Raw genomic sequence first — 16,925 nt, 5'->3', positions numbered from 1 at the left:
ATTAAAAGCTTATAGTTCATCCAAAATACTTAATGCGTCCGCTAATTTTTTCACGCCATACACTTTCATATCTGGCGGTGATTTTTTGGGCATATTCGCATGGGGTACAATGGCACGTTTAAAGCCATGTTTTGCTGCTTCAGAGATACGTTCCTGCCCACTCGGTACAGGGCGAATTTCCCCTGCCAGCCCAACTTCACCAAATACGACCAGATCTCTAGGCAATGGACGATCACGAAAACTGGAAACCAAAGAAAGCAATAAGGCTAAATCCGCACTGGTTTCAGTCACTTTTACCCCACCCACGACGTTGACAAAAACGTCTTGGTCTGACATTTGCAGCCCACCATGGCGATGTAGCACTGCCAATAAAATGGCTAAACGGTTTTGTTCAAGCCCAACCGCAACACGTCGTGGGTTCGACATCATCGAATGATCCACAAGCGCTTGGATTTCCACCAGCAACGGCCGGGTTCCTTCCCAAACTACCATCACGGAGCTTCCAGAGGTAATTTCATCACCACGACTTAAAAAGATTGCAGAAGGGTTACTCACTTCTTTAAGCCCTTGTTCTGTCATGGCAAACACGCCTAATTCATTCACTGCACCGAAACGGTTTTTATGACTGCGCAAAGTACGGAAGCGGTTATCCGCATCGCCATCTAACATAATAGAGCAGTCAATACAGTGTTCGAGGACTTTTGGCCCAGCCAGTGAGCCATCTTTGGTGACGTGACCAACCATTATGATGGCCACACCGCGCGTTTTTGCGAAGCGAGTGAGATAAGCCGCGGTTTCCCTCACTTGTGCCACACTCCCCGGTGATGATTGAATGTCAGCCATATGCATCACTTGGATGGAGTCAATCACCATCAGTTTGGGTTGTTCTTGCTCTGCGGTTAAGCAAATTTGCTCAATACTGGTTTCTGACAGCATATTGAGTGAGTCAGTCGGTAGCCCTAAACGGTGTGCTCGCATCGCCACTTGTTGAAGTGATTCTTCCCCTGTGACGTACAGGGTTTTCATTTCACGTGACAATAAGCACATGGTTTGCAGCAATAAGGTACTTTTACCGGCTCCCGGGTTCCCCCCAATGAGGATGGCACTGCCCGGTACGACTCCCCCACCGAGCACGCGGTCAAACTCTTTAAACCCTGTAGTAAAACGAGGCAATTCTTCGAGGCTAATGTCAGATAATTTCTGGACTTTGCTCACCCCAGCCGCATTCCCTGCATACCCCGTTAAGCGGTCAGTACGTGATGAAGAGCTTGTTGAGGCCAGACGCACTTCCGTAATCGTATTCCATGCATGGCAAGCACTACACTGCCCTTGCCAACGCGGATAGTCCGCCCCGCAATCATTACAGACAAATGCCCTTTTAACCCCTTTTGCCACAGCAAACTCCTCTTAAAATTATTCTGTATTACAACCGACGAACCACAGCACTCAAAATGATCTTAAAATTTTGAATACTAATTTGGCTTAATCTTCAAAATGGATGGTGTTGTAGCAAGGCGGCAAGTAAAGCTAAGCCCTAGGAGCATACATCAGTATGTGACTAGGGTGATTAAGTGCAGCCAACACTGCCACAGCACAAACCATAAAATATCGATATCAATATTCAAAATAGTTCGGGTTGTGGCTAGGCGGCAAAAGAGGATGTCTTGGGGAGCATACACAAGTATGTGACCCAAGCAGCCGAGTGCAGCCAACACCGCCACAGCACGAAATATGAAGAATATTTAGCGTTCTTCGTGTTTGAGGCCCCCGCTCAACACACACATCACACCCATCAGATCTGCATGACGGATCGCAACCTTCGCCCTTGCATACACCTTTGGCTTCGCATGATACGCAATACCCAGCCCTGCTTTACGGATCATTTTCAGGTCATTTGCCCCATCACCGATGGCAACAGTTTGCTCAATAGGAATTTCCAGTTTTTCCGCCAGCTTCACCAAGGTTTGTGCTTTATATTTTGCATCCACAATTGGGCCTTTCACTTTGCCTGTTAACTTACCGTTCTTAACTTCTAATTGGTTAGCAACAGCGGCCACGAGTTTGAGCCGTTGACGTAAATTATCCGCAAAAAAAGTAAAACCACCGGATGCTATCGCTATGTGCCAATTCATCGCTTGTAACTTGCGCACAAGGTTCGTTAAACCTGGCATCAAAGGCAGTGTTTCCATCACTTGGTCAAGAATAGCGGCGTCGGCACCTTCAAGTAAGCTAACCCGTGCTCGTAAACTTTCCGTAAAATCGAGTTCCCCTAGCATGGCTCGCTCGGTCACTTCAGCAACCTGCTCCCCTACCCCTGCTAAGCGAGCAATTTCATCGATACATTCAATTTGAATCGCTGTCGAGTCCATATCCATCAGTAATAGGCCCGGTGAACGCAAACGTGGAATTTGCCCTAATGGCACGACATCTAATAAACATTCGTCAGCGAGTTTTTTAATTCGAGGTGTAATACTCCCAGCGATTCTGACCACTTGGTAGTCATCAATACGCCACGAAGAGACAATTACGATAGCGATCCCTAATCGCTGTTGGAAATTACTGATCCGCGCTTTATCTAAGCCGCGGCCATATAGTAACCACCCACTGTCCCCAGCACGATAATCCAATGGCATCACTTCTTCACCACTTAATGACAATGGCAACCCTGGCCATTTTTGGATTTCGTCGGGTAGGTAACAATAGGTCAAGCTCGTTGACATGAAAATTAGCTCCTGTAATCGATGTAACTTTTTTATAATGATAAGTTGCGAGCAGCCGAACGAAGCCACTATACTAAATTTTAAGGCTTTATGACCTTATGTATTTACTGTTAAAACGGAAGATAACCCTATATTCGCTGAAGTATAACGACACCTTTATACTCAAAATAAGTCGAGAGCACCAATAAAGCAATGAAACTTACCTTTAAGCTCCACAAAACAGTCATTATCGTTATCTGCGTTGCGCTGGTAACCTTACTTATGCATGGTATTTCTTATTTAGGAAATAGCCAAAACCAAGGCAGAATTGAGCAATTTAAACAACTGACTTATGTTCTTGCTAAGCAAGTTGCTTTCAGCTTATCTGATTATATTGTTCCCGGCAGTAAAGATTTTAATTTAGAACGAATTAATGCCAATTTAAATAACGTGGTAAAAGACAGGTATATTTTAGATGCTAGCATCTATACGGCCAGTGGCACACTGATCACTCAAGTCGGTGAGCCTGCAACGGTAAAAGAACGGCTTGCGATAGATGACAACGCATCACTGCAAAATTTTCAATACCAACTTGTCGTTCCCATCCAAGGCACAAAAGAACCCAAAGGCTATTTGCGTTTAACTATTGATACAGAGCTTCTTTCCGCTGAAATTCAACAAGCCGATAACAGCACCAATGTATTGCGAATCTTTATTCTGCTCGCCTTATGTATTGGCTTCGTTTTAGCTAATACATTACTGCGTTTAAAGAAAAAGAAAGGCCATAAGCAAGCCCCACCGCTCGTCGTTAATACAGAGGAAAATCAAGATGATAATGGAGACGATGAAAGCAATGAAGACGATCAAGAAAGCAAAACGTCCCCAAAAACGAAACCAGCACGTTTAAAACGAAAAAAAGAACAGCGGCCTTATCGCCCTAAGCGGCCGACACAAAAAAACAAACCAAATTCGTCTGATAAATAGCCCTAAAAAGGGCTATTTGATTGAATTTAAATAGAAGTTGTATCAAACACGATTGGCGCGACAAACTCAACTTGGCCATCGACCAATAATGTCTCTGGAGGGATCGGGAAAGGCGCAGCTCGTGAGATGGTTGCCAATGCTTCTTTATCCAATATTTTTGTACCGGATGAATTCAATAAACTGGCGGCAATCACTTCACCCCGGCTATCCAAAATCACTTTGATATGAGAGACCCCTGTTGAACGGTAACGCAGTGCTGCACGCGGGTAGCGCTTAGTTTTGGCTATCCGCTGATGCACCTCACTTTGCCAACCTTGGTGCCCACTTACTGCCGCAGACGCATTACTGGAAAAATTCGCACTACTGCTAGATTCACTTCCAGATGCAGGGGCTGAAGTAACGGTCGACTCCTGCGTGGTAACAGGGGCTTCTTCGATGATTCTTTTCTCTTGCGGAATTTTCTTTTTCGGTGGGCGTTTTTTCTCGCTAACTTTTGTTAACGTGCCATTATCGACGATCGCAGTCTCAGGTAATTTATCTACCTTTTCAACAACTTCAGGCAATGACTCCTCTCGCGTTGTCATCTGTTGTTTCGGTGCATGATTAATCTCAGGCTCTGCCTGTTGTTCAAGCTGATAAACCCCCAGCTGCAACGAGATTGCCGGAGGTAATACCCCAGTCTTCGGAATTGAAGAGGTGAACCACCCGATAAAAATGATTGCCAGTGTTCCATGGAAAAAACAACTTAAAACCAAACCGCCTAGTGGACGGAAAATCGGGCGCTCTAACTGACCCGTCATACTGCTCATATTCTGCCTCACGACTTTATTTTTTGCAGATTATAGGCATAATACAAACAAAAATGATATTCATTATTATTAGTAAAAACACAATTATTAAAACAACTTATTGATTTAAATAATAAAGTAATCTGAGCAGATTATTAATCAGCACGATTGTGCTCTTTTATGACATTAACACCAGTAAAATGACTATTGATAAATCTCTTGCCCGTAAAATTAGCGGTGCGTATCAGTCAACATATAGCCAACTTGTGCGCTTTTTCCGCAATCGGCTAGATAACAGCAATGATGCTGATGATTTATCACAGGATGTGTTTACACTATGGCTAAACCGTAAAGAACAAACGCCTGTTAAAGAGAGCCGCGCTTACCTGTTTAAAATTGCGAATCATGTTTTGATTGACCATTGGCGACGTAACCAACGCCAAACTAGATCAGAAACATCCATTGATGATATTACTCATGAGTCTCATTTTGAACAGAGCCAAGCTGATCCCAGTGAAATATTGGAACATCAGCAACGGATCCAACGGCTAAGCGAAGCACTTGAAACGTTACCACCCCGTCGACGAGAAGCTTTTTTGCTTTATCGTTTTGATGGTTTATCACAAAGTGAGATTGCTGAGCGAATGGAAATTTCAATCAGTATGGTGGAAAAACATATTGCAGCAGCACTTGTTCACTGTAAAAAACACCTTGATAATCAGGGCAATAATTTGTAATGACACACGACTCTTTGCAAACAGCAGATGATGAAAGTCGCATTGATGAAGAGGCTGCGCTGTGGTTTACCCGCATGCACAGCCAACGGATCAGTGCCCTTGAAACTGAGCAATTCAAACAATGGATTTCAGCGTCACCTGAACATGCAAGAGCTTATGATGCCATCGCTGGGCTATGGCGCGATTTTGATCACATGCCACGCCCTGCTAGCACAACACTCCCCAAGGAAAAACGCCCTTTTTTTCGCTTATGGCGCCCGTTGGGCAATACCTTAGCGGCATTTTTTATTGCGGCTATTTTGTTTTTGCCATACAGCCACTTGCCTGCAATGTTGCTCAATAATATGACTTTAGTGGCAACGAATACGCCTAAAGAAGTCACGTTGCCTGATGGCTCCCAGCTATTTCTCAACCACAATACACGCATTCATGTTGCCTATGAAACCCCAGTGCGTAACCTGTATCTAGAACAGGGAAATGTTTACTTCAAAGTCAAATCCAACCCTTATCGGCCTTTTGTTGTTCAAGCTGATAACCGGCGTATCCAAGTGGTAGGGACAGAATTTGAAATTAACAAAGTGGCTCAGCAAGTTGCCGTGAATGTCAGCCAAGGCATTGTTAGCTTTGAAGATATAGCAAGCAAACAGCCCGTGTTCTTACTTGCCGGAGACAGCGCAGTCAGTCAATCACCAAATAGCCCAATCACTCGCCAACAAATTAACCCGCTAGATGTGGCTCGTTGGCGCTTTGGTGAGTTAATTTTTGTTGATAAACCGCTTTCAGAGGTACTCGACGAACTTAAAAACTATTCGTCGATAAATATCGAGCTTTCCCCCACTCAATTGGCGAAGAGTAAAATCTCAGGTCGCATCAATACCCACCAGCCAGAACAGTTTTTTCAGGCCCTTCCCTCTTTACTTCCCGTACAAGTCGTCTATCGAGACAAAAATAACGTATTGATTATCCAAAATAAAAAAAATAAATGAAAAATATTTTCATTTGCAGGTGAGGATAATTCTCATTTCCCCCTCTTCTTAATTAGTCATCATTTTGCTGACCTATTTTCGCACGCTTTTTGTGCAGCTTAAGAATAAGGGATATCCATGTCTATTCAGTTTACTCAACGCCGATTAAGGCCGCTCGCCCTTGCTGTGGCGGTCAGTAGTGCTATTACTTGTCAAGTTGCCTTCGCGCAAGAAATGAATTTTTCATTACCAGAACAATCACTTGCTACCTCTGTCGCTGAAATTAGCCGCCAAGGGCAAATCCAATTGCTCTATGATAAAGGCCAATTAAGTGGCTTACGCGCACCTGCATTGTCTGGCAACTACTCCGCACAAACCGCATTACAAAAAATACTCATCGGTAGCGGATTAGAGTTAATCAATGAAAATGGTGTTTTCGTTATTCGTCAGCAAAATTTAAGCCAAGGCACATTGGTATTACCAGAAACCCAAGTCTCTGGCGTTGTTCAGAACCACCCCGCGACAGATGTGATATCAGCACCGCAATACGTGACGTCTGAAGAAATTAGCCAAAGAAATACGGGTGATGGCAATATTACGGATTTGATGAAAACTAACCCTGCTGTCCAATTTGCCAATAATGACAGCAACTCAATGAACCAAGGGGAAATCAAACCTTCCCGTATTTCTATTCACGGCTCAAGCAGCTACCAAAACGCCTATCGCCTTGATGGCGTAAGCTTTAACAACGATTTTGACCCTGCAGACAACGGTCTCGGTGAAACCACAACCCGTTTGAGCAGTAGCGACCAAGGGATTTACATCGATAGCCGCCTGATCGACAGCATGACGGTGTATGACAATAATATTCCAGTCGAATTTGGCGGATTTACGGGGGGAACGGTAGAAGTCAATAGCCGTCGCTGGCAAGGGGAAAATAGCGCTCACGCCTATTACCGCTTAACCCGTTCCGGTTGGAATAATTTGTTCCACGATTCATCGCAAGGGATTGATACCACTAAAAATGATACCGCCAACCCCGCTCGCTTCCAAAACCGCTATGATAAAAATGACTTTGGCGGCTGGTTTGAATTAGGGGTGAGTGAAAACTCAGGAGTTGTGTTCTCTGCCTCACGCCGTAGTTCGACTATTCCAATGACGCTCGCCAATGATGGTGCCGCAATGATAAATGGCGATGGCGAATTGGAAATGACAGACGGTCTAACTGGAAAAAAAGATCAAAAAAGGACTTCTGATAACTACTTTTTGAAATATACCATTGATCTCTCTGATAAAAGCTCCTTGGATCTTTCGGCAAACTATGCTGACTATGATAGCCGCTTATTTACTTCTACTATCATGAATTCAGGTTATGACAGCACACATAAAGGTTTAGGTTTTACAGGCGTTTTCAAACACCAATTTGAAGTTGGTCAGTTAGAGCTAACAGCAAGTACTCAGCAGCTAAAAGATGAGCGAGCCAATGACCAAAACTATTATGTCGAAGTTCTCGCAATGGACTCTGACTATAACTGGGATAACCGGAAATACCTACGTAGTGGCGGACAAGGTGATTTAATCTCTGAACAAAATAGCCAAACAGCAAAAGCAGTTATGAGATTCACCTCAATGGAAGATGGCTTAGGTATTACGCATAACCCAACTATTGGTAGTGAGCTCAGCTATACTAAAGGGACATATAAACGAGATAGTGATTTTTATCGTTATAACTATTCAGGTGTCATTGACAAAAATGATTATTGGAATGGTCAACTTACTAATATCACTCGGTTCCAAGCTGGTAAGCACTCCGCAGATTATACTAACTACGCATTATTTCTCGATGACAACTTGCAATATGGCAAATTGACACTGCGCCCTGGCATTCGTTTAGATCGTGATGACTTTGTGAGCCGCACAAATATTGCCCCTCGACTTTCCGGTTCATATGACATTTTTGGCGACAACTCAACGTTATTGATTGCTGGTGCTAACCGTTATTATGGCCGTTCAATGCTAACCTATGCCTTATATGGTGCACAGAATGCAGGTATGCAAAACTGTAATTGGGGCTGTTCATTAGATCCAAGTTTAAATGATTGGGATAATAAAAAAGATTACGAAGGTATCGATTCACTAAAAACACCGTATAACGATGAACTTACCCTTGCTTTGCAACAAGAAATCCTTTCAACCACATGGCGTTTACAATATGTACACCGTGAAGGGTATGACGAAGTCAGAACTCGTACAAAATATGACACCCGTGATGCCGATAAACGCAGTATTCGCATGTATGACAATGGCGGTCGTAGCTCACATGATACGGTGACCCTTTCCGTTAATAACAGCCAACCTTGGGAGTGGGCGGAAGCTTCCCATGTCATGACAGCATCACTCACATGGCAACAAAGTGAAAGTAATACGCCAAAAGATTCTGGCTATAACTCATTCGACCCCGCCAATAAGGTTAACCTCAACAAGGTTTGGTATGACGGCAAAATTATTGACGCATCGAAATTGCCATCAACTAGCTTTAACTCTCCGTTCAAATTTAACTTAGAACTGACCAGTGTTTGGGATGATTATGATCTAACGTGGTACAACCGCCTACAATGGTGGGGGGCTCGTGACCAAGCGGTTCGCTACGACAATGCCTACGCAGTCGACCCTGAATATGGACAAGTTCGCAAATACACCAAGCAACATTTCTCCAGTAAATATACGTGGGACACCCGTCTTGGCTGGAAGCCTGATTTTGCTTACGGGTTTGGTTTCTCCGTTGAAGTAAATAACATCCTCAATAATAAAAACGTTGCTGACCGCTTTGTCTTTGAAGACCGTGTATTGAAATCCTACGACCCGGGCCGTCAGTTCTGGTTACAAGTCAATTACGACCTGTAATCCATAACGCAATGTGAGCAATGAAACTCGTTAAGCAATTAAAACAACAAATGAATAAAACGTCATGAAGACACTGAAACAATTTTTCTATTTAGTAAAACCTTTTTGGGGGCAGCGTGCTGCCCTTTTGTGCTGGATACTGCTGTTTGCCTCACTGGGGCTCACGTTGTCATCCGTCTGGTTCAACGTCAAAATGAACATGTGGAATGGGGATTTCTATAACGCCCTACAAAAACTCGACGGCCAAGCGCTGTATGGCTTATTGCAATACTTTGTTGTCTTAGTCAGTGGGCTGATATTTGTCGTCGTTATGGGTAATTACCTAAAACAAATGCTCATTATCCGCTGGCGCAAAGGCATGACTGAGCAAGTACTCAGCCGTTGGTTATCGCCCAACAGCAAACATTACCTCTTAAGATTAACGTCTCAAGAACCCGATAACCCAGACCAACGTATTGCCGAAGATATTCGTTTACTGATTGAATCGACATTAAATTTAGTGGTGACATTCCTCCACTCAATGCTAACGCTGATTTCATTTGCGGCCATCCTTTGGACACTTTCCGGTAGCCTGTCGTTTAATTTTGCCGATAGCGACTGGACCATACCCGGCTATATGTTCTGGGCCTGTATCATTTACACCTTGATTGGTATCGCCCTCACCCAATGGATAGGTTTTCCACTACGTCGCTTGCATATGGATAAGCAGCGCCGCGAAGCGGATTACCGTAGCTCGCTAATTAATTGCCGCCAACACGGTGATGCCATCGCAGGGCAACGTGGTGAAACTCAAGATAGAAAAGAGTTAATGGGACGATTTGGGGAAATCATCGCCAACTGGAACCGCTTGATCCGCTGTGAACGAAACTTATCTTTCTACACAGTGGGTTACCAACAAGTTACCGCCTTAGCGCCTGTATTACTCGCATTACCTAAATTCCTTGCGGGTGAAATCATGTTGGGTGGCTTAATGCAATTGCGCCAAGCCTTTACCAGTGTTGCCACTTCACTCGGCTGGTTTATTTTTGCCTATAAAGAAATCGCCGCATGGCAAGCCACAGTCTCCCGTTTATACAACTTTGTGGTTTTATTGGAAAACGATAACAAAGCGGTGGTTACTATCGACGAAAAATCGCCACCTCTGATCGCTAAATTATCCGTTTCTACCGCAGACAACCGCTGCTTAATTAATTCCGTGAATATAACCGCCAAACAAGGCGAATTAACCTTGATTAGTGGCCGTTCTGGTGTTGGTAAATCCACCTTATTACGCACGCTAAGTGGGCATTGGCCATATTTCAACGGGACTATCCGCCGAACAGAAAACGTCATGTGGATCCCACAGCGCCTATACTTGCCCATTAGCCGTTTAGATAGCCTATTGGCTTACCCTAAAGCGGCCTCAAAATTCAGTCAGCAAGATTTTCAATATGCCTTGACGTTAGTCGGTTTAGAAAAACTGCATCATCAATTAACACTCGAAACCGATTGGAATAACCGTTTATCTGGCGGGGAACAGCAGCGCATTATGTTTGCGCGTTTATTGCTCAACCGACCAAAACTGCTTTTATTAGACGAAACGACCTCAGCCCTCGATGAAACTAGCTCACTCGAGTTGCTCGCGCTATTGAAAGCTGAATTACATGACAGCGCCATTGTTTTGGTGAGTCATCAGAGCTTCGTGACTCAATTTGCGGAACAACACATATTGCTCGTAGAGCCTGCGAGTGAAAAATCCTTAAATACAGGAACGCCTGAATATGCTTCGTAAAATTACCTTCGCCACACTGATTGGTATTCTGCTCGGTGGCTGCACAGGCAGCACATCTGTGAGCCAAAAATCAGCCTCATTGTTACCCGTGCGTGGTGACCTTCAACACTATCAACTCGACAATGGGTTGCAAGTTTACCTTCTACAACGTAATCAACCCGGAGTTGAATTGCGTTTATTGGTCAGTAGCGGTTCATTACAAGAAAATGAACAACAACTTGGTCTCGCGCACTTTACAGAACATATGGCGTTTAAAGGCACCAAACATTTTCCGGGAACGACTGGGTTTAAACAGCTTGAACACCAAGGGCTAAAACTCGGTAGCCATGTGAATGCCATTACGAGTTTAAATTCCACGCTGTATAAGTTATCACTCCCTGAAGCGACAGCAGCACAAGTCGCCACTGGCTTACAAGTGATGGCTGATTGGGCGTCAAATATGACATTTGACCAAGAAGCCTTTGAAAAAGAACGCCCTGTCATTGTCGAAGAGTGGCGCTTACGCCAAGGAATGGGCTATCGCATCAATGATAGTTTAGAAAAGCTACGCTACCACGGTAGCCGTTATGTCGATCGCAACCCCATTGGTTCATTAGATGTGGTACGTAATGCCCCGATTGAGCAGGCCAGAGATTATTATCAAACCTGGTACCAACCTCAGCGGATGTCACTATTGATTATTGGTGACTTCAATAGTTCATCAGTACGCAATCAGGTTGATAATTTATTTGCACTCCCTAAGCCCGAAAAAGTGGCAGAAGATAACCCGCAATGGAAACAATTTGCCCATTCAACCAATATGTTAGTGCAAGGTGTGTTTGATAAAGAGCAAGGGGCGCGTTATGTGCAATTTGCCTTACAAAAAGATGTTAGTGCGCCACTAAATACGCGCTTAGGGCAGTCCGACGATTTACTGGATAACCTCTGGCTAGCCATTTTGAACCAACGTTTTTCCGTCATGGTAGATAACGGCGTTTTACCGTCGATTAGCATCAACGAACAAGGGGCAATGTTAGATAACCAACGCTTGCAGCAGCTGATGATCATCCACCCGAAAGGCAATGACTACCAAGGTGCCACCGAGATTTTATTCACAGAGCTACAGCGCCTTGCCACTAAGCCAGTTACCCAAGAAGAACTTGATTCAGCAAAGCAAGCGATGTTGAAAAAATTCAGCCTGCAAGCCGCTTCAGAACAACGCTATAGTAATGAATATTTAGCCGGACAACTGACGACGGCACTTGAATACGACATGCCGATGTGGAATAAACGCCAACAGTTAGATAGCAGCTATCAGTTGATGAAATCCGTTAAGCCGCAGGACTTACAACAGCATGTCGCTAAATTCCTACAAACCGCGTCCCCACGTTTAGCATTAATTGGACCTGATACTGATGCCACGGCAATTGATAAATCGGCATTTAATCAACAATGGCTAAAAATACGCCAAAGCACACCGGGGCCATTTACACTGCGCTCCAAAGCGATTCAATTACAGCTACCTCAAGTTCCTAAAGGCAATATTGTTGAGCGATCTAAGCTGCCCGTTGAAAAAACGGAACATTGGACATTAAGCAATGGCATTCAGGTGATTGTTAAAACAGATAAAAACCTGAAAGATGATATTCAATTTAATTTGCAATTGCCGGGCGGCCGCTCGTTAGAAACGCTGCAAACAGCAGGTTTAACCGACTGGGCGTTAAAACTCCCGGAAAGTAGCGGTTATGGAAACTACAGCGCACGCGATCTAGCTTTGCTAGCAAAACAAAACCAAATTAGCGTTCGCCCATACAGTGAATTGCTCACACATGGTTTTCGTGGAAAAGCCCCTGTCGATAACCTCGAAACAGCGCTACAGCTACTCAACTTGAAGCTAACAGCGCCTCAGTTTAGCGGCGCAAAGTTAGAGCAACAAAAACAATCCTTTGCTTTAAACTTATCCAAAACCCCCGTAGAACGCACTTTTCTCGATAATATTAATCAGGAAAGCTATACCCACGGTGAATTCCTAGTGATTAACCCACAAGGCAGCTGGCAACAATTTACTGCTCAACAGCTGCAACAAGCCAACCGTCAATTACTCACCTCAACAGCAGATATGACACTGGTCATTACTGGTGCAATGAATAGCCGTGAGCTAAAGCCGCTGTTAGAGCAATGGGTTGCATCACTGCCACAAAGTAACCAAAAACTGGTATCCCGCAATCAAGGGATCATGCCAAAAATGGCCAGCTTTAATAAAACTTATCCCATCAGTAGCAGTGATAAAAGTATGGTGAGCATTCAATTCGCTTCACCTGCGGTGTGGAACCAGCAAGACAGCTTAGGGATCCAACTTATTGATACCATTGTGAGTCAGCGTTTGCGCGGTGAACTACGTGAAAAAGCCAGCGGCATTTACGCATTAGGTTTCTCTCAAATGTTAGCCAAGAAACCTCAACCTTATTACCTCGCTCGCTTAAATTTCACCACCTCACCTGAGCGAGCTAAAGAAATGACGCAAATCGCCCAAAAAACAATAGGGCAAATTCGTCAAACAGGTGTGAGTGAAAAAGAGCTAACCGAAGCAAAAAATATTTGGCTAACAGAAAATGCGCAAGTCACTGATAGTTCAAGCTATTGGACTGAGGCTCTAGCACAGATTGCCAGCGATGATGGGCAATATCAGCGTTTAAACCAAGAGCAAGATATTATTCGCCAGTTAACGGTTGAAGATATTAACCGCTTGGCTCGTCAATACTTAGGGCAAAATTCAAAAGTATTTATGATGACGCCTTGATATAAGCAAAACCAACAGTTTAATTACAATTAGACTGTTGGTTTTCTTTGCCACATTAACCGTGCTCTTATTTAAATGAATGCCTTACGTAATAAATAAAATTTAACACTCGATTATTTAAGTTATTTAATAATGAAGATAGACGTTCTTGAAATGATATTTTTTTAGATTTCGCTATTTCAACCTCTAATTTTAGTTTGTCCATTGAAACATCCAGATAGTGTTCAATATCATTAGTAATTTTATTACTTTTAATTCCCTTATACTGGAGAATATTGATAATCAAATCAATTTTAAATAAAAATAGCTCTATCTCTGTATTACTTCTTTTTTTATTAATAACTTCAATCACAGAGTCCACAATACTTTTAGGCATTTTCCTGACTATTAAAATTGATTTAATTCTATTAATAGCAGTATCTATAATTTCATTTTTTTCTTTAGTGTACTTATCATATGTGATTTTTTCCTCATCACACTTCTCTCTAAACTCATCTTTTAACAATTTAATGTTAGAATTGATTTTTTCTTTTACAAAATCAATAATTCTTTCATCCGTTAAATTATGACTCAGCTCAGTTAAAAACTTTCTATTTTCACTTGTATATTTGCTTTCAGATAAAATACCTTTAATTAATTTAATTTTCTCAATGCTTTCACCCCCTTTAAAAACTGAAAAATCCGAATATTTCTTTATATTTTTAATGCATTCATTATACTCAGATTCATTTGATTTCATTTCAGATAAATATTCATTCGAATAATCAATAAGACAATCTTTAACTTTAGTGATTATTTCTCTAGGAAAATTTTGCTTTTCAAGTAAACTTTCTATCGCGTAGCTTGCAACTCGACAGGATGAGTTATATATAGATAGGAAGCGCTGTTCTCGATACAAGTGAAGAACCTTATACTTATCATCAATATTCATCGAGGAATTAGTAATTTTCACAAAAACATCCTCAAGTTCCTTTCTTATATTATCTTCATTCTCAATCGGTTCTTTTGTTCTAATGTAACTCATCAAAAATTTTATATGACTCAATTCATTCTTAGATAAAGCCTCTCCTGTTTTAAAATCATTAATTAAATCATCAAAACTGTCACATTCAACCTTATTTATTTTTTCACTCTCTTCATCCCTCTTACTTTTTTTTAACTCCATTTCACTTTCAATATTTTTCACCACTTTCTTTACAACATTTTTAAGCTTTTTTCCTATTTTCCCATTAGATTTACTACTTTCATATTCATTTTTAGCGCTAGATATTTCCTTATCTTTAACATCTATAGGTTGGAGAGTTGTCTCTTTATCACTAATATTTATCTTTACATTTTTATTTATTGAAGGGTCTCTATCAACTTTCAATCCTTTCTTAAAATACTTATCAATTTTTTCTTTCGCTTTCCCGCTCGTAACAATACCCCATGATTTATTTATTTCTGCCCAGCCATCCTCGCCTTTGTTTTTGGTTGTTTTTATTTTGTCGATGATGATATAGCTTTTCCCTTCGAAAACCTTTGGATTTTTGGTTATTGCTATTACCATGTCATTCAATGACATAGATGAATATTTCTGTTCATCAAAATTTTTTTTACCTACACCCAGCATATAAACCTCGCTCTAGTTTCTATTTTATTTCGAAGTAAAAAATCATAAAATAGCGTATAGAATCTCATTAGTTTTTTATATCAAATAGCGATTGCAAAACACTCAATTTATTCCATCGTTTTTTATGTGATAACTCTTATTTCTCATTGACATAATATATTTTTAATGTGATTAATATATTCTAGAAACGACAATGATGAGTAAAGTAATGAACAACGTAACTATCCGTAGAGCAACGCTGGACGATGTGCCTGCAATCACCCAAATGCACGCTGACTATTCTGCGTATGCCAACACCTTACAATTGCCTTACCCAACAGAAAAAACATGGGAAGCTCGCCTTGGGGAAAATGATCCACTCGTCACTCAATTTGTTGCTACCATCAATAAGGACGTTGTGGGCTTACTTGTAATTAACCAACCAAGCCAAATACGCCGCCGCCATGTGGCTACCTTCGGTATTACCGTCAGTGAAGCTCATCAAGGTAAAGGTATTGGTTCCAAACTGATGCAAGTGATGGTGGATTACTGCGATAACTGGTTGAATGTACGCCGTATCGAGCTAGAAGTGTTTGCAGCAAATGGCAGTGGCGTTGGCCTATATGAAAAGTTTGGCTTTGAACTAGAAGGCCGTATGAGAGATTATGCATTTCGTGATGGGGAATACGTTGATGCGGTGGTGATGAGTAGGATCAAAAAATAGCGATAAAAAATGCCACACAATAGGTGGCATTTTAGCGCATCATGAAAACATCTAACGACTATTTGTCGCCTAACAGTACGGAATCCAATGCAATTTCAATCATCTCATTGAACGTCGTTTGACGCTCTTCTGACGTCGTTTGTTCGCCAGTTTTGATATGGTCAGAAACGGTACAAATCGTTAATGCACGCGCACCAAACTCAGCCGCAACACCATAAATACCCGCTGCTTCCATTTCAACACCTAGAATGCCGTATTTTTCCATCACTTTGAACATATCAGGATCTGGTGAGTAAAATAGGTCTGCTGAGAACAGGTTACCCACACGGACATTCACGTTTCTTGCTTTTGCCGCTTCAACCGCATTATGGACTAAGTCATAGTCTGCAATCGCTGCAAAATCATTTTCTTTAAAACGTTGACGGTTAACACGTGAATCAGTACAAGCGCCCATACCAATCACAACATCACGCAATTTTACGTCATCCATCACTGCGCCACATGAACCAACACGAATAATCACTTTCACACCGAAGTCAGTGATCAGCTCTTTCGCGTAAATTGAGCATGAAGGGATACCCATACCGTGACCCATAACAGAAATCTTACGACCTTTATAAGTCCCTGTAAAACCTAACATGCCACGCACATTATTCACTTGGCGAACATCCTGAAGGAAAGTTTCAGCGATGTATTTTGCACGTAATGGGTCGCCTGGCATCAGAACGACATCAGCGAAATCACCCATTTCTGCATTAATATGTGGAGTTGCCATGATTATTTCCCTTTAAACGATTAAATATTTTTAAGTTAATAAGGTGGTTTCCCACCTTATTATTAAAAAAGTATGACGGCAAAGCCTTGCCCATTACTTTTAATTCCCCGCCATTACCCTAAATAATTCGAGTTGTCGCTAGGCGGCAAAGAAAATCATCCCTATGAGCATACATAAGTATGTGATTAGGGTGATTTTGTGCAGCCAA

The 16,925-nt window shown here is 42.2% G+C and carries 12 protein-coding genes; 7 read left to right on the top strand and 5 right to left on the bottom strand.

Annotation, left to right across the window (positions count from 1 at the left end; all coding sequences use genetic code 11):
* Window positions 1–9: 9 nt before the first annotated feature.
* Both radA and serB read right to left on the bottom strand, forming a co-directional pair.
* Entirely contained in the window at window positions 10–1,395 is a 1,386-nt protein-coding gene (gene radA, locus M1E86_RS03195) for a DNA repair protein RadA (RefSeq protein WP_213912982.1), read from the bottom strand.
* A 347-nt stretch (window positions 1,396–1,742) separates the two neighbouring features.
* Window positions 1,743–2,720, bottom strand: a complete 978-nt coding sequence (gene serB / locus M1E86_RS03190) for a phosphoserine phosphatase (RefSeq protein WP_213912983.1) — start codon at window positions 2,718–2,720, stop codon at window positions 1,743–1,745.
* A gap of 192 nt (window positions 2,721–2,912) precedes the next feature.
* Between serB and M1E86_RS03185 the strand changes: the two genes are divergently transcribed.
* Window positions 2,913–3,683: an AhpA/YtjB family protein gene (locus M1E86_RS03185; protein WP_213912984.1), complete on the top strand. Its 771-nt coding sequence runs from the start codon at window positions 2,913–2,915 to the stop codon at window positions 3,681–3,683.
* Window positions 3,684–3,709: 26 nt separating this feature from the next.
* Here the strand turns inward: M1E86_RS03185 and M1E86_RS03180 are convergent, their stop codons facing one another.
* On the bottom strand, window positions 3,710–4,492 hold the full coding sequence (locus tag M1E86_RS03180; RefSeq protein ID WP_213912985.1) for an energy transducer TonB family protein: 783 nt from the start codon (window positions 4,490–4,492) through the stop codon (window positions 3,710–3,712).
* Between the two features lie 179 nt (window positions 4,493–4,671).
* Here M1E86_RS03180 and M1E86_RS03175 point away from each other — a divergent pair, with 179 nt between their 5' ends.
* The 5 genes from M1E86_RS03175 (at window position 4,672) to M1E86_RS03155 (ending at window position 13,627) form a co-directional block, all read left to right on the top strand.
* Window positions 4,672–5,208 (top strand): RNA polymerase sigma factor, encoded by a 537-nt coding sequence (locus M1E86_RS03175; protein WP_426099246.1) that lies wholly within the window; start codon window positions 4,672–4,674, stop codon window positions 5,206–5,208.
* Window positions 5,208–6,194 carry a FecR family protein gene (locus tag M1E86_RS03170; RefSeq protein WP_213912986.1) on the top strand — a complete coding sequence of 329 codons (987 nt, stop codon included), beginning with the start codon at window positions 5,208–5,210 and terminating at the stop codon, window positions 6,192–6,194. The genes M1E86_RS03175 and M1E86_RS03170 overlap by 1 nt, the downstream gene beginning before the upstream one ends.
* 117 nt (window positions 6,195–6,311) lie before the next feature.
* The gene (locus M1E86_RS03165; protein WP_213912987.1) at window positions 6,312–9,077 is read left to right on the top strand and encodes a secretin and TonB N-terminal domain-containing protein; all 2,766 of its coding nucleotides are present in this window, start codon (window positions 6,312–6,314) and stop codon (window positions 9,075–9,077) included.
* A gap of 64 nt (window positions 9,078–9,141) precedes the next feature.
* Window positions 9,142–10,848, top strand: a complete 1,707-nt coding sequence (locus M1E86_RS03160) for an ABC transporter ATP-binding protein/permease (RefSeq protein ID WP_426099245.1) — start codon at window positions 9,142–9,144, stop codon at window positions 10,846–10,848.
* Window positions 10,838–13,627, top strand: a complete 2,790-nt coding sequence (locus M1E86_RS03155; RefSeq protein ID WP_213912989.1) for a M16 family metallopeptidase — start codon at window positions 10,838–10,840, stop codon at window positions 13,625–13,627. The genes M1E86_RS03160 and M1E86_RS03155 overlap by 11 nt, the downstream gene beginning before the upstream one ends.
* Window positions 13,628–13,694: 67 nt before the next feature.
* Here the strand turns inward: M1E86_RS03155 and M1E86_RS03150 are convergent, their stop codons facing one another.
* Window positions 13,695–15,239, bottom strand: a complete 1,545-nt coding sequence (locus M1E86_RS03150; protein WP_213912990.1) for a hypothetical protein — start codon at window positions 15,237–15,239, stop codon at window positions 13,695–13,697.
* 208 nt (window positions 15,240–15,447) lie between these two features.
* Here M1E86_RS03150 and M1E86_RS03145 point away from each other — a divergent pair, with 208 nt between their 5' ends.
* Window positions 15,448–15,942 (top strand): GNAT family N-acetyltransferase, encoded by a 495-nt coding sequence (locus tag M1E86_RS03145; protein WP_185746901.1) that lies wholly within the window; start codon window positions 15,448–15,450, stop codon window positions 15,940–15,942.
* Window positions 15,943–16,000: 58 nt separating this feature from the next.
* Here the strand turns inward: M1E86_RS03145 and deoD are convergent, their stop codons facing one another.
* The gene (deoD, locus tag M1E86_RS03140; RefSeq protein ID WP_004914779.1) at window positions 16,001–16,717 is read right to left on the bottom strand and encodes a purine-nucleoside phosphorylase; all 717 of its coding nucleotides are present in this window, start codon (window positions 16,715–16,717) and stop codon (window positions 16,001–16,003) included.
* Between the last annotated feature and the right edge of the window lie 208 nt (window positions 16,718–16,925).

Origin of the sequence: Providencia sp. PROV200 (genome assembly GCF_049901995.1) — a bacterium.
Lineage (GTDB): Bacteria > Pseudomonadota > Gammaproteobacteria > Enterobacterales > Enterobacteriaceae > Providencia > Providencia rettgeri_E.
Note: the sequence above shows the minus strand (reverse complement) of the source record. Positions and strands in the feature narration are given on the sequence as shown.